This window comes from Streptomyces sp. CCM_MD2014 (genome assembly GCF_000772045.1).
Taxonomy (GTDB): Bacteria; Actinomycetota; Actinomycetes; order Streptomycetales; family Streptomycetaceae; genus Streptomyces; species Streptomyces salinarius.
In genome coordinates this window covers 6,841,675-6,861,829 of sequence record NZ_CP009754.1, presented here as the reverse complement: position 1 = coordinate 6,861,829, position 20,155 = coordinate 6,841,675, and the positions used below count along the sequence as shown (strand labels likewise).

Here is a 20,155-nt window from a genome sequence, read left to right as displayed (position 1 = left end):
CCGCGTACGCTCCGGCCATGCACCCCGAGACCTCCGAGACCCCCGAGACCCTGGTCCGCGACCACACGGTCTACTCCTGTGTCATGGGCTCGCGCGCCTTCGGTCTGGCGACGGAGGGCAGCGACACGGACCGCCGGGGCGTCTTCCTCGCGCCGACCGCGCTGTACTGGCGCTTCGAGAAGCCGCCGACACATGTGGAGGGCCCCGGGGAGGAGCAGTTCAGCTGGGAGCTGGAGCGCTTTTGCGAACTGGCCCTGCGCGCGAACCCGAACGTCCTGGAGTGCCTGCACTCGCCGCTGGTGGAGTCGGTGGACGACACGGGCCGCGAACTCCTCTCCCTCCGCGAGGCGTTCCTCTCCCGCCGGGCCTACGAGACGTTCACGCGCTACGCGCACGGCCAGCGCCGCAAGCTGGACGCCGACGTGCGCACCCACGGCGCCCCGCGCTGGAAGCACGCGATGCACCTGCTCAGGCTGCTGACCAGCGCCCGCGACCTGCTGCGCACGGGCGTCCTGACGATCGACGTCGGCGAGGCGCGGGAGTCGCTGCTCGCCGTGAAGCGCGGCGAGGTGCCGTGGCCGGAGGTGGAGGCGCGGATGAACCGCCTGGTGCGGGAGGGCGAGGAGGCGGCCCGGCACAGCCCGCTCCCCGAGGAGCCGGACCGGCGCCGCGTGGAGGACTTCCTGATCCGCGCCCGCCGAGCCTCAGCGCTCCAGCCGGACCCGTACGACGAGGTCGTGCAGGGCGTCGTACCCGGTCGGGGCGTCGGGGAGCGCTGAGGCGGCCCGGGCCTCGTCCAGCACGGCGTGCAGCCGCTCCACGTCGGCCCGCACGCGCGCGTGGTCGACGCGGGCCTCCCCATGCTCGCGCGCCGCCTTGGCCTCGACCAGCTCGGGCAGGTACCCCGGAGCGGTGTCGATCTCCTCGACGAGGGTGGGCAGGTGGGGCTGCACCTCGCCGGTGCGCATCAGGTGGATGCCGGTGAGCAGCACCCGGAAGGTGTACAGGAGCGGCTTCAGCCGGCCGGTCTTCTCGAACAGCCGCCACTGGGTGCCCGCGAATCCCCGGTAGTGGTGGGCGTGATGACTGGTGAGGACGCCCGGCGCGAGGGCGGCCAGTTCCCGGTGAGCCTCGGTGGTGTGCACGACCAGCGGGGAGAGCAGCTGCTCCAGCACGTACCCGTTGCGGCGGAGCATCAGCCGGACGAACTTGCGCAGGTCGTGCGTGACCAGGTCCATCTCGACGCCGTCCCGGTCCCACATCCGCGACCGCGTCTCCTCCGGCTCGCGCAGTCCGACCAGGTCGGCGGCGGGCAGCAGGTGCACGCCGCGCAGGTCCACGTCGGAGTCGCGGGAGGGGAAGCCGTAGAGGTGGGCACCTGAGACGGTGGCGAACAGCACCGGGAAGGGCTGTTCGGCCACCACCGGGGCCAGGTCGATGTCGGGGGCGTCGATCATGGGCTCAAGCGTCCCAGAGCGCTCCCAGGGCCAGCAGGTCGCCCCGGTACTCGATGCGGTCCGCCCAGTCGGCGGGCCAGGCGTCGGCGCCCAGGTGCGCGCCCGCGAAGGCGCCCGCGAGGCAGGCGATGGAGTCGGAGTCGCCGGAGGTGCAGGCGCCGCGCCGCAGGGCGGTGAGCGGCTCGTCGACGAAGAGCAGGAAGCAGAGCAGCCCGGCCGCCATGGCCTCCTCGGCGATCCAGCCCTCGCCGACGGCCAGGCAGGGGTCGGTCTCCGGCGAGACGGTGCGTACCGCCTCCTGGAGCCGGTCGAGTATCGCCAGGCACTCGTCCCAGCCGCGTGCGATGAAGTGCTCGGGCGTCGGGTCCTGGGCACGGCTCCACAGGTCGCCGAGCCAGCGCTCGTGGTACCGGGTGCGGTTGTCGTAGGCGTACGAGCGCAGCAGCCCGACCAGGCCGGTCGGCTCGGCGCCCTCCGCCAGCAGTCGTACGGCGTGTGCGGTGAGGTCGGAGGCGGCGAGCGCGGTGGGGTGCCCGTGGGTGAGCGCGGACTGCAACTGGGCGGCGCCCGCCCGCTGTTCGTCGCTGAGGCCGGGGACGAGGCCGACGGGGGCGACGCGCATGTTGGCGCCGCAGCCCTTGGAGTGGATCTGGCTGGCGTCCTGCCAGGGGCGGTCCGGGGTCTTGAGAAGGGCACAGGCCTTGAGGCAGGTGTTGCCCGGCGCCCGGTTGTTCTCCGGCGACTGGTACCAGTCGACGAACTCCTCGCGCACCGGCCGTTCCATGCGCTTCGGGCCGAGCAGCCCTCGGTCCATCGCCGTCCGCATGCCCTTCCCCAGCGCCAGCGTCATCTGCGTGTCGTCGGTCACGATGGCCGGCCGGGGCAGCTCCATCTCCCGCCAGGGGCCGCACTTGGCGAGGATCGACGGCACGTCGTTGAACTCGGTGGGGAAGCCCAGCGCGTCGCCGAGGGCGAGGCCGATGAGCGCTCCGGTGGCGGCGCGTTTGGTGCCGGGGGTCGTGGTCATGCGGGGCGTCCTTCCCGAGGGGTGCGGAGCAGCGGTGGGTGCAGGGTGGCGGCCGCCCCTGCGCGGTACACGGCGGCGGGCTTGCCGCGGCCTCCGGTGAGGCGGGCGGCGCCCGGGACGGGCTCGACGAATCCGGGGGTGGCGAGGACCTTGCGACGGAAGTTGGGCCGGTCCAGGGCCGTGCCCCACACCGTCTCGTAGACCTGCTGCAGCTCGCCGAGGGTGAATTCGGCCGGGCAGAAGGCGGTGGCCAGGCAGGTGTACTCCAGCTTGGCGCCGACCCGGTCCCGGGCGTCGGCCAGGATCCGGTCGTGGTCGAAGGCGAGGCCGCGGGCCTCGTCGTACGGCACCCAGCGGGCCTCGGCCGCGTCACCGCCGCCGTGCGGCTCGGGCGGGTCCGGCAGCAGGGCGGCGAAGGCCACGGACACGACCCGCATGCGGGGGTCGCGGTCGGGCTCGCTGTAGGTCCGCAGCTGCTCCAGGTGCAGCCCGGTCACGTCCGCCAGGCCGGTCTCCTCGGCCAGCTCGCGGCGGGCCGCCGTCTCCGCCGACTCCGCGGGCAGCAGGAAGCCGCCCGGCAGCGCCCAGCGGCCCGCGTACGGCTCCTGGCCCCGCTCGACGAGCAGCACGTGCAGCGCGCCCGCGCGCAGCGTGAGGACGGCGAGGTCGACGGTGACGGCGAAGGGTTCGAAAGCGTGCTTGTCGTAGCCGTGCACGACCGGCCACCCCCTTAATAGTCATTGCGACTATAAAAGGGGGTGGCCGGTCGGCACAAGCCTCGTGCGGGCCGGGGTGGCCCGGAGGGCGGTTTAGAGGTCGACCTCCTGCATCAGCATTCCGACCTCCGTGTTGGACAGGCGGCGCAGCCAGCCCGACTTCTGGTCGCCCAGCGTGATCGGGCCGAAGGCGGTGCGCACCAGCTTGTCGACGGGGAAGCCCGCCTCCGCCAGCATCCGGCGCACGATGTGCTTGCGGCCCTCGTGCAGGGTCACCTCGACCAGGTAGTTCTTGCCGGTCTGCTCGACGACCCGGAAGTGGTCCGCGCGCGCGTATCCGTCCTCCAGCTGGATGCCGTCCTTGAGGCGCTTGCCGAGGTCGCGCGGGATCGGGCCCACGATGTGCGCGAGGTAGGTCTTCTTCACGCCGTAGCGGGGGTGGGTCAGGCGGTGGGCCAGCTCGCCGTGGTTGGTGAGCAGGATGACGCCCTCGGTCTCGGTGTCGAGCCGGCCGACGTGGAAGAGGCGGGTCTCGCGGTTGGTGACGTAGTCGCCGAGGCACTGGCGGCCCTCGGGGTCCTCCATGGTGGAGACGACGCCGGCGGGCTTGTTGAGCGAGAAGAACTGGTACGACTGCGTGGCGACGGTCAGTCCGTCGACCTTGACCTCGTCCTTCTCCGGGTCCACGCGGCGGCCCTGTTCCAGCACGATCTCGCCGTTGATCTCGACCCGGGCCTGCTCGATCAGCTCCTCGCAGGCGCGCCGGGAGCCGTAGCCCGCGCGCGCGAGGACCTTCTGCAGCCGCTCGCCCTCCTGCTCGGCGCCCGGGAAGGTCTTGGGCAGCTTCACGTCCTTCTTGCCCGCGTACCGCTCGCGGTTGCGCTCCTCGGCCCGCGTCTCGTACTCGCGGGACGTGGCGGGCGCGCTGCGGCCGCGCTGCTGGGGCCGCTTCGGGCCGCCCTTGGCACCGCCGCGGGCCGCGCTGCCCCGGCCGGACTTGGGGCCGTCCTTCGTGGCGCCGGGGCCCACGTCGTAGCGCCGCTCCTCCGGGCGCGGCTTCCTGGGACGGCCGCCCTGCTTGTCGTCGCGGTTGTTGCCGGCGCCGCGGTAGTTGCCGCGGCCCCCGCTGCTCCCGCCGCGGCCGCCGCTGTTGCCACCACGGCTCCCGCCGTTGTTTCCGCTGCTGTTCCTGCCGCTGCTGCTTCGCATCAAAATTCCGTCTTGTCGTCTGCGTCCCCGGAAGAATCCGGGGCGTCCGGATCGAACGACGGGACCCCTTCCAGCGTGTCGGCCTCGATCGCCTCCGCCTCCGGGAGGAAGGGCGCGAGCTCCGGGAGCTCGTCCAGGCCGCGCAGGCCCATCCGCTCCAGGAAGTAGTTCGTCGTCACGTACAGGATCGCACCTGTTTCGGGTTCCGTGCCCGCCTCCTCGACCAGGCCCCGCTGGAGGAGGGTGCGCATCACGCCGTCGCAGTTCACGCCGCGCACCGCGGAGACGCGGCTGCGGCTGACCGGCTGGCGGTAGGCGACGACGGCGAGGGTCTCGAGCGCGGCCTGGGTGAGGCGGGCGTGCTGGCCGTCCAGGACGAAGCCCTCGACGGCGGCGGCGTACTCGGGCCGGCTGTAGAAGCGCCAGCCGCCCGCGACCAGGCGCAGCTCGAAGCCGCGGCCCTGGACGGCGTACTCGTCGGCCAGCTCGCGCAGCGCGTCCGCGATCAGCCGCCGGGGCCGCCGCAGTATCTTCGCCAGCTGTTCCTCGGTCGCGGGCTCGTCGACGACCATGAGGACGGCCTCCAGCGCGGGCTTGAGGTCGAGGGCGGCGACGCCGTCCGGCTGGTCCGGAGCCTCGGTGGTTGCTTCACTCACGCCTTCTGCTCCTCCTTCGGCGCCTCGGGCGGCCGGTCGAACTCGTCGGTCACCACCGGCTGCGTCTCCCCGTCGCCGCCGGTCCAGCGCACCAGCAGGTCGCCGAGGGCGGTTTCCTGGTCCAGCTCGACGGCCTTCTCCCGGTACAGCTCCAGGAGGGCCAGGAAGCGGGCGACCACGGTCAGGGTGTCCTCGGTGTCCTGGACCAGCACGCGGAAGCTCGCTTCGCCCAGTTCCCTCAGCCGCGCGACGACGATCCCGGCCTGCTCCTGCACGCTGACCAGGGGCGCGTGGATGTGCTCGACGTACACCTGCGGCTTGGGCTTGGGCTGCATCGCCTTCACGGCGAGCCTGGCGAACCCCTCGGGGCCGATGCTGATGACGACCTCGGGCAGCAGCTCGGCGTGGTGGGCTTCCAGGCCCACGGTACGGGGGTAGCGGCGGGCCTCGGCGGCCAGCCGGTCGTTGAAGATCTCCGCGATCTGCTTGTACGCGCGGTACTGGAGCAGGCGGGCGAAGAGCAGGTCGCGGGCTTCGAGGAGGGCCAGGTCGGCCTCGTCCTCGACCTCGGCGGCGGGCAGCAGGCGGGCCGCCTTGAGGTCGAGCAGCGTCGCCGCGACCACCAGGAACTCGGTGGTCTGGTCGAGGTCCCAGTCCGGCCCCATCGCCCGGATGTGCGCCATGAACTCGTCGGTCACCTTCGACAGGGCGACCTCGGTGACGTCCATCTTGTGCTTGGAGATCAACTGGAGGAGCAGGTCGAACGGCCCCTCGAAGTTGGCGAGCCGCACCTTGAAGACACCGTCACCGGCCGCCCCGCCGCCACCAGCCACACCGCCGTCACCGGCCGCCCCGCCGCCACCAGCCACACCGCCGTCGCCGGCCGCCTCGCCGCCACCAGCCACACCGCCGTCACCGGCCGCCCCGCCGCCACCAGCCACACCGCCGTCACCGGCCGCCCCGCCGCCACCGGCTGCGCCGCCGCCACCAGCCACGCCGCCGACGCCGGCCGCCCCGCCGCCACCAGCCACGCCGCCGTCACCGGCCGCCCCGCCGTCACCAGCCACACCGCCGTCACCGGCCACGCCGCCGTCACCGGTCGCCTCGCCGTCACCGGTCGCGCCGGCCGGCCCGTCCGCCGTTGCACCGCCGTCCTCGCCCCGCCCGCCGGAGGCCTCCTCACCGCCGTCCGGGGGGAAGTCCCCCGGGCCGGACGACGCCCCGGGCGTTCCGTGCACCCCTGGGCCCGAAGTCCCGGGTTCCCGCTCCTCCGCACCCGGTGCCCGGGAGGGCGCGGGGGCCGGCCCGGGCAAAGGGTCCTGCTCGGCCGGGTCCGCACCCGAGGTGCCGGTACCGGTAGGCGTCCCGTCGGTCACCGGCGGAGCCGCCGGCTCCCCCGGCCCCCTGCCCAGCGCACGTCGGCGGCCGGCGCGCGGGGTGCGGCCGGGGTGGGGGGCGTCGTTCGAGGTCATGGCCCCCGCAGGCTACCGCTACCGCCCGCGCAGCCGTCGTACGAGGATGCTGGCGTCCCCGCGGGTCTCCAGGTCGGCGAGGACCACGGCGACCGCCTCGCGGACGATGCGGCCACGGTCCACGGCCAGGCCGTGCTCGCCCCGGAGCACCAGGCGGGCGTGCTCCAGGTCCATCAGCTCCTCGGCGGAGACGTACACGGTGATCTTCTCGTCGTGGCGCTCACGCCCGCTGGGGCGCCGTGCGGCGGCCCGGCCGCGCTTGCGGGGCCGGTCGGCGCCGGCGGAGGCAGAACCTTCCTGCGCGCCCGCGCCCGGTCCGGAGCCCCGCGCGGAGCGCTCCGTGCCCCGGGTGCGCGACTCGCCCGCCGGGCCCGGCTCCGCGTCCGCCGCGGCGTGCTCCGCGCCCTCGCCGTCACCGCCCTGGGCGGGCACCGACTGCGGTGCGTCCTCGGCGGCGGCCTGGTCGCTCTCCCCCGCCGGGGCCGGCACCCGGGCCTCGCCGCCCGCCGGTCGCCGCGGGGTGGACGCCTGAAGCGCCATTCCCCCTGTCGTACGGAAGAGTTCGTCGGCCCCCGGCAGACTCACTCGGCGTGACACCGGGCGAGCACCTCCCTGGCGAGCTGGCGGTAGGCGGCGGCACCGACGGAGTTGGACGCGTACGTGGTGATCGGCTCGCCGGCGACCGTGGTCTCCGGGAAGCGGACCGTGCGCCCGATGACCGTGTGGTAGACGTGGTCGTCGAACGCCTCGACGACCCGCGCGAGCACCTCACGGCTGTGCACCGTGCGCGAGTCGTACATCGTGGCGAGGATGCCGTCGAGCTCCAGGTCGGGGTTGAGCCGCTCCTGGACCTTCTCGATCGTCTCGGTCAGCAGCGCGACACCGCGCAGCGCGAAGAACTCGCACTCCAGCGGCACGATCACCTTGTGCGCGGCGGTCAGCGCGTTGACCGTGAGCAGGCCGAGCGAGGGCTGGCAGTCGATGACGATGTAGTCGTAGTCGTCCATCAGCGGCTTGAGCGCCCGCTGGAGGGTGGACTCGCGCGCGACCTCGCTCACCAGCTGCACCTCGGCCGCCGACAGGTCGATGTTGCTGGGCAGCAGGTCCATGTTGGGGACCGCGGTCTTCAGCAGCACCTCGTCGGCCGCCATGCCCCGCTCCATGAGCAGGTTGTAGACGGTGAGGTCGAGCTCCATCGGGTTGACGCCGAGGCCGACCGACAGCGCGCCCTGCGGGTCGAAGTCGACGAGCAGCACCCGGCGCCCGTACTCGGCGAGCGCGGCGCCCAGGTTGATGGTCGACGTGGTCTTGCCCACGCCGCCCTTCTGGTTGCACATCGCGATGATCTTGGCGGGACCGTGCTCGGTCAGCGGACCCGGGATCGGGAAGTACGGCAGCGGGCGCCCGGTCGGGCCGATGCGCTCGCGGCGCTGCCGGGCCGCGTCGGGCGCGAGCGTGGCGGCGTACTCGGGATCCGGCTCGTACTCCGCGTCCGGGTCGTAGAAGTGCCCCTCGGGCAGTTCGTCGTAGTCGGCGAAGTGGTTGCGTGGCGCGCCACTTCCGTCGCCGGCCATGGCGTTCACGTGTTGGCCATCCATACTCATGTGTGCTGTCCGAGTTGCCTGCGGACTGTGGTGGTCGGCTGCGGAGGTGCGTACAGCCACGGAGCCGACAGCCTCGAGACGCCCGGGACCGCTGGTCCGTGCCGGCATTCCTGGTTGACCACCCCCGGGAGTAAATGTCGACTCATTCACAAGTCGTCTTACCTCCTTGGTGACCAGGGAACTTCTAGACAGGTCAGCGTGGCACCATGCCGACGTTCGGCGACTCTATGGCGTGTCGGCCGTCCGCAGCAACACAATCCGCCGGACCCGGCCCGATGTGTCGGCAATGAAACATCCCTCTGTCAAGGGCGTACGGCCGTCGCACAGCAGGTTTCACCGGTGCGCGAATCGGTTGAAGCGTTACGTTCGAGGCGAGTTGACCGAGAATCGCAAAGTGACCATACACACACCCGGCCGGACCTTGTCGGGCAAGGTCCGGCCGGGTGCGCGGGGTTGACGACGCCTGTTGACGTATCGCCTTTGCCGTTTGATGACTTAGGCGAGCAGAGTCGCCGGGTCGACATACTCCAGACCGTGCGCCTCGGCGACCTCGCGGTAAACCACCTTGCCGTCATGCGTGTTGAGGCCCTTGGCCAGCGCGGGGTCGCGGCGCAGCGCCTCGACCCATCCGCGGTCGGCCAGCTCGACGATGTAGGGCAGCGTGGCGTTGGTCAGCGCGTTGGTGGAGGTGTTGGGCACCGCACCCGGCATGTTGGCGACGCAGTAGAAGACCGAGTTGTGGACCTTGAAGGTCGGCTCGGCGTGCGTGGTCGGGTGCGAGTCCTCGAAGCAGCCGCCCTGGTCGATCGCGATGTCGACAAGGACACTGCCCGGCTTCATGCGGGAGACCAGCTCGTTGGTGACCAGCTTCGGGGCCTTGGCGCCCGGGATGAGCACGGCGCCGATGACGAGGTCGGCGTCGAGGACGGCCTTCTCCAGCTCGAAGGAGTTGGACATGACGGCCTTGACCTTGGTGCCGAAGATCTTGTCGGCCTCGCGCAGCTTGTTGATGTCGCGGTCGAGCAGGGTCACGTCGAAGCCCATGCCGACGGCGATCTGGGTGGCGTTCCAGCCGGAGACGCCACCGCCGATGACGACGGCCTTGGCGGGGGTCACGCCGGGCACGCCGCCGGGCAGCACGCCGCGCCCGCCGTTGGGGGCCATCAGGTGGTAGGCGCCGACCTGCGGGGCGATCCGGCCCGCGACCTCGGACATCGGGGCCAGCAGCGGCAGCGCGCGGTTGGGCAGCTCGACCGTCTCGTAGGCGATGGCGGTGGTGCCGGACTCGACGAGCGCGTCCGTGCACTCCTTGGAGGCGGCCAGGTGGAGGTAGGTGAAGAGCGTCTGGTCCTTGCGCAGGCGGTGGTACTCCTCCGCGATCGGCTCCTTGACCTTCAGGAGCAGGTCCGCGGTGGCCCAGACCTCGTCGGCGGTGTCGAGTATGCGCGCACCGGCCGCCACGTACTCCTCGTCGGGAATGGAGGAGCCGACGCCGGCGTCGCGCTCGACGACGACCTGGTGACCGTGGCGCACCAGCTCGTGCACGCCGGCGGGGGTGATGGCCACCCGGAACTCGTTGTTCTTGACCTCGCGGGGGATGCCGACCTTCACGTCGATCACGGTCCTTGGCTCAGAGGATGGGTTATTACAAGGCATACCCGCTCAAGCGCGGGCACACCGGGAGAGACCGCAGGAGAACGTGCGGCAGAGCCAGTCTAATGAAGGTGTTCCCTCTGTCTAGCCTTTCAAAGCATTAATCTTCAGACTCTGCGCTACGGATTTCGCAGGCGTCTGCGGGATCTTCCCTCAACATGCGCTCGGCCGCGCTCCGCTGCAGCCCGGCCGCGGTGGGGTCGCCGAGCCGGTCGAGGGTGTCGGCGAGCCGCAGGTGCAGCGCGGCCTGGAGCCGGTCGTCCTCGGCCCGGCGGGCCCAGTCGACGGCCTCCTGACACGTGCGCAGCGATTCCTCGGGGCGCCCGGCGTACTCCTGGACCCGGGCCAGCTCGGACAGCGCCCGCGCGTGCGCGGCCACGTCGCCGGTCCTGCGGTACCCGGCGATGGCGGCCCGCCAGGACCGCACCGCCTCGCCGTAGCGTCCGGCGTAGGTGTGGGCGGTGGCGATGCGGCCGTAGACCCGGGCGGCGTCGGCGCGCTCGTCCCGGGCGAGGCGCTGTGCGAGGGCCCGGCCGAACCAGTCGGCGGCGCGGTCGTAGTCCCCGAGCTCCAGGTGGGCGCCGCCCACGGATTCCATCGCGCGGCCGGTGGCGTAGGGGTCGTTCGCCTCGCGGCCGGCGTCCAGCGCGGCCCGGTAGCGCACCAGAGCCTCGGCGGTACGGCCGGTACGGGCGTCCAGGTCGGCCAGGTTCAGCAGGGCCGCCGCCTTCTCCCGGGGCAGCTCGCGGCGCTCGGCCACGTCGAGGACGAGACGGTGGACGCCGTACAGGTCGGGGGCGGCCGCCTGGGTGCCGAAGTGCGCGACCATGGCCCGCACCAGCTGGGACATGAGCCTGCGGGCGAGGGTGTCCAGCTCGCCGTCGGCGACCGCGAGGCGGGCCGCCGCCAGCAGGGCGGGGCGCCGGGCGCGCAGCCAGTCGGCGGCGGCCCTGGGGTGCGGGAAGCGCAGGTCGCGCGGTGTGGCGAGGAGCTTCTCGCGGGCCTGCGGGCTGTCGGTCTCGGTGACCGCCCGGCAGGACTGGAGCAGGCGCACGGTCCGCTCGAGCATGCGGGCGCGGGCCAGCTGCAGCTCGGCGGGCCGCTCGTGCTTACGGGCGAGGCGCGCCAGCCGCGCGTGCAGGCACCCGGGGACCTCGTACTCGGGCAGCGGCGAGTCGGCGGCGCGCAGCAGACCGAGGGCGACGAAGTCGTCCAGGGTGGTGCGGGCGCCGCTCACCGAGCAGCCGGCGAGCGCGGAGGCGGTGTGCGGGTCGACCAGGCCGGCCGGGGCGAGGGAGAGCAGGCGCAGCATCCGGGCGGCGGTGCCGGGCAGGGAGGCGTGGACGAGGCGGAAGACGCGGTCGAGCGCGCTGCCTTCCTCGGCCTCCGCGTGGAGGTGCTTGGCCAGGTCGGCGACGGCCGCCTGGGGACGGGCCGCGAGCCAGCCGCCGGCCAGGGTCAGGGCGGCGGGCTGGGCCTGGCAGAGCTCGACCAGCTGTTCGGCGGCCCGGGGGTCGACGGTGATGCGGACCGAGCCGGTGTGGCGGGACAGCAGCTCCACGGCCGACTTGGTGTCCAGGCCGCCCAGCGTGCACGGCCGGACGTCCGCGATGCCGGTGAGCGGACCCTCGGCCACGGCGACGGCCAGGCAGTCCGGGGTGTCCGGCAGCAGCGCGTCGACCTGCTCGGCATCGGCGACGGCGTCCAGCAGCAGCAGGACCCTGCGATCGGCGAGCGCGGCGCGCAGGGCCTCGGTGAGGTCGTCCTCGTCGGCGCCGGGCGGGGCGGTGCGGTCCAGCTCGGTGAGCAGGTCCCGGGCGAGGCGCCCGACGGGGACGCGGGTGCCGTCCGGCTCGCTCAGCCTGGCCCGCAGGACGCCGTCGGGGTAGGCGTCCACGACCTGTGCGGCCAGTTCCTCGGCGAGTGCGGTGCGCCCCGAGCCGGGGCGGCCCGCGATGAGCAGCACGCGCGCGCGGGGGGCCTTGCGGCCGGAGAGGGTGTCGAGGCCGGCGCGCTCGATGTCGGCGCGCAGTTCCTTCAGCTCCCGGGTGCGGCCGAGGAACCCGCTGTCCTCAGCAGGGTCCTGGGACAGCCGTGCGCCGTCCGTGTCCACCGCCTGATCCGTCACGGGCCACACTCCCGATCCCACCGCACGCCGGTGCCCGCCGGAAGCCCGGTTCGGGCGTTTCCCGAGCCTAGTTCACGCTCTGCGACGTTCCCGGCGGAGCGCGGCGGGCACATCCCCCGATCGGATCAACCGATCGTCACATCGGCCGGGGCCGGAGTGCGGGCGGGCCCGTGCCCGGCGTCGGGGCGGGGAACGGCTCGCCCCCCGGCGCCCTTCCGGCCAGGGCGACGGAACCGGCCGTCCCCGGCTCCCGGCAAGCCGGACGGCCGGGGGCGGCGCCCTCTCCCCCACCGCATCGAAGGCGTGGGAGGCACCCCTCTCCGGCGGTGCCGTCCTCGGTCGCCGACTCCCTCATGTCCGGCCTCCCCCGCGGGAAGGGCCCCGTCGCCTCCGTTCACCGGCGACGACGGGCCCGCGGTTCCCCGCGACCAGACCCGCAGGACGGGCTTACGCCTCGAAGGGCCGCGCCGGCCAGGGCGCCTCGGCCGGACGGAGCGCGTCGAGGCCGTCGCCCCGCTCCGCCGCGACCAGCGAGAGCACGCCCACGACCAGGCAGTTGTTGTGCAGCTCCCCGGCGAGCACGCCCCGGACCAGGTCCGCCACGGGCACCCGCGTCAGCTCCATGTCGGCCTCTTCGTCCTCGACCTCGAAGCGCTCGCCGACGGCCTCGGACAGCCCCCGGGCGAGGAAGATCCGTACGGCCTCGTCGCAGCCGCCCGGCGTGGTGTAGACGTCGGTCAGCACCCGCCAGTCCTCGGCCTTGACGTGCGCCTCTTCGTACAGTTCGCGCTGGGCGGCGTGCAGCGGGTTCTCGCCGGGGACGTCGAGCAGCCCGGCCGGGATCTCCCACAGCCTCTCGCGCACGGGGTGCCGGTACTGCCTGATGACCAGCACCCGGCCCTCCTCGTCCAGGGCGAGGACCGCGACCGAGCCGGGGTGGACCTGGTAGTCGCGGGAGACCACGGAGCCGTCGGGCATGACCACGTCGTCCGTGCGCACCGAGGTCTTCTTGCCCCGGAAGGGGGTCTGGCTGCCCCGGATCTCCCACTCTTCGGGAGTGTCCTTGATCGTGCTGCCCGTCATTGCCTGACCTGCCCTTCCAGACGTACGCGAAAGCCGGGGCCCGCGCCGCTGAGTGCGCGCGCCCCGGCCACCGTACAACTGGTGTGTTACTTCGACGTCTTCCGCTCGACCGCGGCCTTGACCAGCCCGGCGAAGAGCGGGTGCGGGCGGGTCGGGCGCGAGCGCAGCTCCGGGTGGGCCTGCGTGGCGACCAGGTAGGGGTGGACGTCGCGCGGGTACTCGACGTACTCGACGAGCTTCCCGTCCGGGGAGGTGCCCGAGAAGACGATGCCGGCCTTCTTCTCCAGCTCCGCGCGGTAGGCGTTGTTCACCTCGTAGCGGTGGCGGTGGCGCTCCTCGACGTACTCCTTGCCGTCGTAGACCTCGCGCACGATGGAGCCCTCGGCCAGCTTGGCCGGGTACATGCCGAGCCGCATCGTGCCGCCGAGGTCGCCCTCGCCGGCCACGATGTCCAGCTGCTCGGCCATGGTGGAGATGACCGGGTGGGCGGTGGCCGGGTCGAACTCGGTGGAGTTGGCGTCCGCGATGTCGGCCAGGTTGCGCGCGGCCTCCACGACGATGCACTGCAGGCCCAGGCAGAGGCCGAGCAGCGGGATCTTGTTCTCGCGGGCGTACTTGATCGCGCCGACCTTGCCGGTCACGCCGCGCTCGCCGAAGCCGCCGGGGATGCAGATCGCGTCGACGTCGCCGAGCTGCGCCTTGGCGCCGGCCGGGGTCTTGCAGTCGTCGGAGGTGACCCACTTGATCTTCACGCGGGCCCGGTTGGCGAAGCCGCCGGCGCGCAGGGCCTCGGTGACCGAGAGGTAGGCGTCGGGCAGGTCGATGTACTTGCCGACCAGGGCCATGACGATCTCGTGCTCGGGCTGGTGCACGCGGTCGAGCAGGTCGTCCCAGGTCGTCCAGTCCACGTCGCGGAACGGCAGGTCCAGCTTGCGGACGACGTAGGCGTCCAGGCCCTCGGCGTGGACGACCTTGGGGATGTCGTAGATGGAGCGGGCGTCGGGGCAGGCCACCACGGCCGCCTCGTCGACGTCGCACATCAGCGAGATCTTGCGCTTGATCGCGGTCGGCACCTCGCGGTCGCAGCGCAGCACGATCGCGTCCGGCTGGATACCGATGTTGCGCAGGGCGGCGACGCTGTGCTGGGTCGGCTTGGTCTTCAGCTCGCCCGACGGGCCGATGTAGGGCAGGAGCGAGATGTGGACGACGAAGACGTTGTCGCGGCCGACCTCGTGCCGGACCTGGCGGACGGTCTCCAGGAACGGCAGCGACTCGATGTCGCCGACGGTGCCGCCGACCTCGGTGATCACGACGTCGACCTCGTCCGTCGCCATGCGGCGGATGCGGTGCTTGATCTCGTTGGTGATGTGCGGGATGACCTGCACGGTGTCGCCCAGGTACTCGCCGCGCCGCTCCTTGGCGATCACGGCCGAGTACACCTGGCCCGTGGTCACGTTGGCGGTGCCGTCCAGGTCGCGGTCGAGGAAGCGCTCGTAGTGCCCGATGTCCAGGTCGGTCTCGGCGCCGTCGTTGGTGACGAAGACCTCACCGTGCTGGAAGGGGTTCATCGTGCCGGGGTCGACGTTCAGGTACGGGTCGAGCTTCTGCATCACGACGCGCAGGCCCCGGGCCTTGAGCAGCATGCCGAGGCTGGAGGCGGTCAGCCCCTTGCCCAGCGAGGAGGCGACACCCCCGGTGACGAAGATGTGCTTGGTCGTCGAAGATTTGGGCGGCATGGCCAAGAGGGGGCTCCCGTGGTCGCGGTCTGGGGTGCGGTGCGTTCGTCCTCCGCCCCGGTCGTACCGGGAGTCGTCGGCGGCGCCGTCGCTGCGGTTCCGGGGTTCTTCTCCCACCGGTCCACGGGCTACCAGCGTAACAGCGCCTCGGGGCGATGGCTTCCGGCCACCCTCCGCGCACGTCCGGACACGCAGGTGGGAACGTCACCGTTTCCTCACCCCGCGGTCACCCGTTCGGCGGACCCGGCTTGCCCGGAGCGGCACACAGATCATCTACGTGCGTCGTATCCTGCTCGGACGTTCGCTGCCGAGCCAGCCCGGCGACACGGCACCACCCCTCGCCCGTCACCACCGGAACAACGAGAGCTCGTCCGTTCGTTGAGCAACAATTGTCCCCCGGGGCACCACGTTTGGCTTCACGGCCGAACGGCTGCTTTGCTTCATGGCTCAACGAGGCATGACACGCGGGGCACACATCCCCGACCCACATTCCCTGACCCGATTCCTGACCCCACCCTTGACCGCTGACCGCACTAGCGACCGCCCCCACGCGGGGTGACGTGGCCGTTCGACTGGAGTTGCACGTGGCCGGGCGCATCGAAGACTACGCACTCATCGGAGACATGCAGACCGCTGCCCTGGTCTGCCGGGACGGCACAGTCGACTGGCTGTGCCTGCCCCGCTTCGACTCGCATGCCATCTTCGCCGGCCTGCTGGGCACCGGGGAGCACGGCTTCTGGCGGCTCGGCCCCGCCTACGCCCCCGGCGCCGAACCGCCCACCGCGGCCCGGCGGACCTACCGCGGCGACTCGCTGATCCTGGAGTCCGAGTGGGACACCCCGCGCGGCACCGTCCGAGTGATCGATTTCATGCCGCCGCGCGACGGTGCGCCGCAGCTGATCCGGATCGTGGAGGGCGTGTCCGGCCGGGTGCCGATGCGCTCGGAGCTGCGGATGCGGTTCAGCTACGGCCGGGTGGTGCCCTGGGTGCGCAAGCAGGAGGGCCGCACGGTGGCCGTCGCGGGCCCGGACTCGGTGTGGTTCGACACGGAGGCGGAGACCTACGGCAAGGCGCTGACCACGTACGCGGACTTCACGGTGGCGCCGGGTGACCGGATCGCGTTCACCATCTCGTGGGAGCCCTCGCACAAGGAGCCGCCGGCGCTGCCGGAGCCCGAGCAGTCGCTGGTGGCCACGGAGGACTTCTGGCGGGACTGGGTCGAGCACTGCACGTACCACGGCCCCTACCGGGAGGCCGTGGTCCGCTCCCTGATCACACTGAAGGCTCTGACGTACGCCCCCACCGGCGGCATCGTCGCCGCGCCCACCACCTCCCTGCCGGAGGACATCGGCGGCGTCCGCAACTGGGACTACCGCTACACGTGGCTGCGCGACGCCGCGATCACGCTGTCGTCGCTGCTGCGCACCGGCTACCGCGAGGAGGCCCGGGCCTGGCGCGAGTGGCTGCTGCGCGCGGTCGCGGGCGACCCCGAGAACCTGCAGATCATGTACGGCATCGCCGGTGAGCGGGAGCTGGGCGAGGCGGAGCTGGACTGGCTGCCGGGCTACGAGAACTCCACCCCCGTCCGGGTCGGCAACGGCGCGGCCCACCAGCTCCAGCTCGACGTGTACGGCGAGGTGACCGAGGCCCTGCACCTGGGCCACATGACCGGCCTGGCCCGCAACGACTACGCCTCGGTGCTCCAGCTCAAGCTGATCCGCTACCTGGAGGACCACTGGAACGAGCCGGACGAGGGCATCTGGGAGGTGCGCGGCCCGCGCCGCCACTTCGTGCACTCCAAGGTGATGGCCTGGGTCGCGGTCGACCGCACCATCAAGCTGATCGAGTCCGGCGACGCGGACGGCCCCCTGGAGCGCTGGAAGCAGCTGCGCGACGACATCCACCGGGACGTGTGCGAGAAGGGCTACGACAAGGAACGCAACACGTTCACACAGTCCTACGGCTCCCAGGCGCTGGACGCCTCCCTGCTGCTCATCCCGCAGATGGGCTTCCTGCCGCCGGACGACAAGCGGGTCATCGGCACCATCGAGGCCATCCAGCGCGAGCTGTCCACCTCGGACGGCTTCATCCTGCGCTACCCGACGGACGGCGAGGACGAGGGCGTCGACGGCCTGCCCGGCGACGAGGGCGCCTTCCTGGCCTGCTCGTTCTGGATGGCGGACGACCTGGCGATGATCGGCCGGGTGGACGAGGCCAGGAAGCTCTTCGAGAAGCTGCTGTCCCTGCGCAACGACCTCGGTCTCCTGGCCGAGGAGTGGGACCCGCGCCTGCAGCGCCAGGTCGGCAACTTCCCGCAGGCCTTCAGCCACGTGCCGCTGATCGACACCGCGCTCAGGCTGACGGCGAGCGGGGCGTACGGCGGCTGAGGGGGCGGGCACCGGCCGCCGGTCGCGGGGCGGGCACACGGATGTCCCGGCGGGAGCCGCGCCGGGTAGCGTCCGGCTCATGGACAGCGGCATGAACAGCGGATTCGACACCCAGGGCGCCGGGATCACGGTGCGGCGGGCACTGGAGCTGCCCGGGCTGCGCAGTGGTCTGCCGGAGGTTCTCGCGGGCGCCGACCGGCTGCACCGCACGGTGCGCTGGGTGCACGCCGGTGAGGTGCCCAACATCGCCTCGCTCCTCAAGGGCGGGGAACTGCTGCTGACCACGGGGTACGGCCTGGGCACCCGCCCCGCCGAGCAGCGGGCGTTCGTGCGCACGCTGGCCGAGCGCGGCATCGCGGCCCTCGTCGTGGAGCTGGGCCCGCGCTTCGCCCGCCTGCCCGCGGCCCTCGTGGACACCGCCCGCGCGGCCGGGCTGCCGCTGGTGCAGCTGCACCGCGAGGTGCCGTTCGTGACGGTCACCGAGGAGATCCACACCGAGATCGTCAACGGCCACTACGCGCTGCTCCAGCGGGCCGAGGAGGTGCACCGCCGCTGCACCGAGGCCCTGCTGGGCGGCGGTGGGGTGCCCCAGGTCCTCGGCATCCTGGCCGACTTCGCCGGCAACCCCGTGTTCCTGGAGACCCCGGACGGCCGCCTGCTGTACGCCGCCGGTTCCGGCCCCGAGGGCGCCGACCCTCTCCAGGTCTGGGAAGGGCTGCGGGGGCCGCACAAGGACGCGCCGCCGCCGGCGGGTTCGGTCCTCGTGGACGTGCCGGGCGGCGGGCCGGGCACCGGGTCGGTGCGGGCCCGCCTCGTGCTGCTGCCGGTACGGTCACCGCTGGCGCCGGTGCACCGGATGGCGGCGGAGCGGGCGGCCGGCATCCTCGCCGTGGTGCTGATGCAGGCGCGGCAGGAGGAGGAGCTGGCGGCGCGCGGGCGGGGCGACTTCCTCACCGACCTCGCGGAGGGCCGGATCACGGCGGCGGACGCCCCGGCGCAGGCCCGCGTCCTGGGCTTCAAACCGGGCACCGGACCGCTGCTCCCGGTGGTGATGCGGCTCGGCGACGCCCTGTCCCCGGCGGGCGGCGGCTGGGCGGTGCTGGCGCGCGCGGTCGCCGAGGAGCTGGCGTCCGTGGGGGTTCCGGTGCTGCTGGGCGTACGGCCGGTGGAGGGCCGGGTCCCGCTGCTGCTGGGGCTGCGCTCGGAGTCGGAGCGGGTGACGATCGCGGACCGGGTCGCGGCGGCGCTGCGGGCGGGCGTGGAGCGGGCCGGGATGCGGCGGCCGGGGGCGCAGCCGCCGGTCGTGGTGGTCGGTGTGTCCGGCGGCTGGGCGGCGGCCTCGGCGGGCCTGAGGCACGCTGCGGAGACGGCGACGGCGGCGCAGGGCCTCACTGACCGGCCCTGGTACGACGCCCGGCGCCTGGACATCGATCTGCTGCTGTGGCGGCTGCGCGACCATCCGGACCTCGCGGCGTTCGTGGACCGGGCGATCGGCCCGCTGCGTGACCACGACGACCGTTCGAAACCGCCCCTGCTGCCCACCCTCCAGACCTACTTGGCGCACGCCGGCCGCAAGGCGGAGACGGCGCGCGAGCTCCACCTCAACCGGCAGACCCTCTACAACCGGCTCGCGCGGATCGGGGAGTTGCTGGGCACGGACCTCGACGACCCGCAGACCGTACTGGCGTTGAGCCTGGCCCTGCGCGCCCGCCGGCACGTCCCGTAGCGGCGGGGCACCGGGACAGGCCCTAGAGCAACGGCGTGGGCTGCGTCAACTCGTCGTAGATGCTCAGGACCTGGGCGACGGTCTCGTCCTCGGTGGGCCAGGTGGCCGCCTGCCGGACGCCCCGCTCCCGCAGCTCGTCCCGCCGCTCGGGGTCGGCGAGCAGGCGGACCACGGCATCGGCGAGCGCCACCGCGTCGCCCGGCGGCACGCGTTCGGCGGCGTCGCCGACCAGCTCGGGGATGCCGCCGACGTCACTGGCGACGAGCGGCACGCGCGCGTGAAGGGCCTCCTGGGCGAGAACGGAACGCCCCGGCTCCCGGCGGCTCGGCAGCAGCGCGAGGTCGGCCGCCGCCAGCAGTTCGGGCACGTCGTCGCGGCTGCCGGCGAGCATCACCGGCAGCCTTTCGCCCTCGATCCGCGCCTGCAACTCCCCGCGCAGCGGCCCCTCCCCGGCGACGACGACCAGCGGCGCCGGATCGAGGCGGCGCCACACACGGGCGGCGTCGAGCAGGACGTCGTACCCCCGGTGCCGGTCGAGGGAGCCGACCGCGACCAGCAACGGGCGGTCGACGACACCGAGTTCGGCCCGGACCTTGGGGCGCTGCCGGTCGGGGTCCTCGGCTCCGGCCGGCGGGTCCGGCCGGGCGGGAAGCGCGACGGGGCCGAGCCGGGCGTCCCGCGCGCCGCTGCGCCGGGCCCCGTCGACCAGCTCCGAGGTGGCGCCGAGCACCACGGTGGCGGCCTTCATCACCCGCCGCTCCAGCACGCGCAGCAGCTGGGCGCGGGCCCCCTCGGCATGCACCCGGTCGTGCCAGGTGACGACGAGCGGGGTGCGCACGCGCCGCCCGCCGAGGGCAAGCGCGGCCCGGAAGGAGGCGTGCAGTCCGTGGGCGTGCACGACGTCGGCGTCCGCGCACACCGTCCGCAGCGCGGCCACGGAGACCGGGTCGCTGCTGCGCGGCACGGGCACGTGGTCGGCTCCCGCGCCCGTGAAGTCGTAGGTGTACTCGGCATCAGAGGGGGCGCACACCGTCACTTTCACGCCCCGTGCGACGAGCCCCGCGGCCAGCGAGCGCACGTGCGTGCTGCTGCCGGCGTTGCCGCCGCCCAGCACCTGCACGGTGCGCAGCGCCGACTGGCCGTGCGGTGAGTGGCTGCTCACGGGGGTCACCTGGCCGGGGCTCCTGGTTCGGCGGGGGACGGTCACGAAGAACGTACAGAAGGACGGTGCGGACGGGGCGCGCCGCGCGGATCCGGGTGCGCCGCTGCGTCAAGGATGCCAGGCCGTACGGGTGTTCCGG

At 73.1% G+C, this 20,155-nt stretch carries 16 protein-coding genes; 3 read left to right on the top strand and 13 right to left on the bottom strand.

Annotated features, from left to right (window positions below; translation table 11 throughout):
• The first annotated feature begins 17 nt into the window (after positions 1–17).
• The gene (locus NI25_RS30520; protein ID WP_061445534.1) at positions 18–779 is read left to right on the top strand and encodes a DNA polymerase beta superfamily protein; all 762 of its coding nucleotides are present in this window, start codon (positions 18–20) and stop codon (positions 777–779) included.
• Here NI25_RS30520 and NI25_RS30515 read toward each other — a convergent pair.
• The 12 genes from NI25_RS30515 to NI25_RS30460 all read right to left on the bottom strand — a co-directional run bounded on the left by NI25_RS30515 (position 705) and on the right by NI25_RS30460 (position 14,741).
• Positions 705–1,457, bottom strand: a complete 753-nt coding sequence (locus tag NI25_RS30515) for a DNA polymerase beta superfamily protein (protein ID WP_061445533.1) — start codon at positions 1,455–1,457, stop codon at positions 705–707. The two genes, NI25_RS30520 and NI25_RS30515, sit on opposite strands and share 75 nt — an antisense overlap.
• A gap of 4 nt (positions 1,458–1,461) precedes the next feature.
• The gene (locus tag NI25_RS30510; protein ID WP_061445532.1) at positions 1,462–2,484 is read right to left on the bottom strand and encodes an ADP-ribosylglycohydrolase family protein; all 1,023 of its coding nucleotides are present in this window, start codon (positions 2,482–2,484) and stop codon (positions 1,462–1,464) included.
• Positions 2,481–3,200 carry an NUDIX hydrolase gene (locus NI25_RS30505; protein ID WP_061445531.1) on the bottom strand — a complete coding sequence of 240 codons (720 nt, stop codon included), beginning with the start codon at positions 3,198–3,200 and terminating at the stop codon, positions 2,481–2,483. The genes NI25_RS30510 and NI25_RS30505 overlap by 4 nt, the downstream gene beginning before the upstream one ends.
• 93 nt (positions 3,201–3,293) lie before the next feature.
• The gene (locus NI25_RS30500; protein WP_061445530.1) at positions 3,294–4,409 is read right to left on the bottom strand and encodes a pseudouridine synthase; all 1,116 of its coding nucleotides are present in this window, start codon (positions 4,407–4,409) and stop codon (positions 3,294–3,296) included.
• Entirely contained in the window at positions 4,409–5,065 is a 657-nt protein-coding gene (gene scpB, locus NI25_RS30495) for an SMC-Scp complex subunit ScpB (RefSeq protein WP_061445529.1), read from the bottom strand. Before scpB ends, NI25_RS30500 begins: the two co-directional genes overlap by 1 nt.
• Positions 5,062–6,303, bottom strand: coding sequence for a segregation and condensation protein A (locus NI25_RS39830; protein WP_324610077.1), 1,242 nt, complete (start codon positions 6,301–6,303; stop codon positions 5,062–5,064). The genes scpB and NI25_RS39830 overlap by 4 nt, the downstream gene beginning before the upstream one ends.
• A 252-nt stretch (positions 6,304–6,555) precedes the next feature.
• A complete protein-coding gene (locus NI25_RS30485) occupies positions 6,556–7,077 on the bottom strand; it encodes a hypothetical protein (RefSeq protein ID WP_228955617.1) in 522 nt (173 codons plus the stop codon).
• Positions 7,078–7,118: 41 nt separating this feature from the next.
• Positions 7,119–8,249 carry a ParA family protein gene (locus NI25_RS30480; protein ID WP_078884777.1) on the bottom strand — a complete coding sequence of 377 codons (1,131 nt, stop codon included), beginning with the start codon at positions 8,247–8,249 and terminating at the stop codon, positions 7,119–7,121.
• Between the two features lie 387 nt (positions 8,250–8,636).
• Positions 8,637–9,761, bottom strand: a complete 1,125-nt coding sequence (gene ald / locus NI25_RS30475; protein WP_199561051.1) for an alanine dehydrogenase — start codon at positions 9,759–9,761, stop codon at positions 8,637–8,639.
• A gap of 133 nt (positions 9,762–9,894) precedes the next feature.
• On the bottom strand, positions 9,895–11,922 hold the full coding sequence (locus NI25_RS30470) for a tetratricopeptide repeat protein (RefSeq protein ID WP_061445525.1): 2,028 nt from the start codon (positions 11,920–11,922) through the stop codon (positions 9,895–9,897).
• 447 nt (positions 11,923–12,369) lie between these two features.
• Positions 12,370–13,005 carry an NUDIX domain-containing protein gene (locus tag NI25_RS30465; protein WP_061445524.1) on the bottom strand — a complete coding sequence of 212 codons (636 nt, stop codon included), beginning with the start codon at positions 13,003–13,005 and terminating at the stop codon, positions 12,370–12,372.
• A gap of 86 nt (positions 13,006–13,091) precedes the next feature.
• Entirely contained in the window at positions 13,092–14,741 is a 1,650-nt protein-coding gene (locus NI25_RS30460; RefSeq protein ID WP_061445523.1) for a CTP synthase, read from the bottom strand.
• A gap of 584 nt (positions 14,742–15,325) precedes the next feature.
• Here NI25_RS30460 and NI25_RS30455 point away from each other — a divergent pair.
• Positions 15,326–17,128 carry a glycoside hydrolase family 15 protein gene (locus NI25_RS30455; protein WP_078884776.1) on the top strand — a complete coding sequence of 601 codons (1,803 nt, stop codon included), beginning with the start codon at positions 15,326–15,328 and terminating at the stop codon, positions 17,126–17,128.
• A gap of 79 nt (positions 17,129–17,207) precedes the next feature.
• Entirely contained in the window at positions 17,208–18,854 is a 1,647-nt protein-coding gene (locus tag NI25_RS30450) for a PucR family transcriptional regulator (RefSeq protein ID WP_061445521.1), read from the top strand.
• Positions 18,855–18,876: 22 nt separating this feature from the next.
• On the opposite strand, the gene NI25_RS30445 is transcribed toward NI25_RS30450, so the two are convergent.
• On the bottom strand, positions 18,877–20,025 hold the full coding sequence (locus NI25_RS30445) for a glycosyltransferase family 4 protein (RefSeq protein WP_061445520.1): 1,149 nt from the start codon (positions 20,023–20,025) through the stop codon (positions 18,877–18,879).
• Positions 20,026–20,155 lie beyond the last annotated feature (130 nt).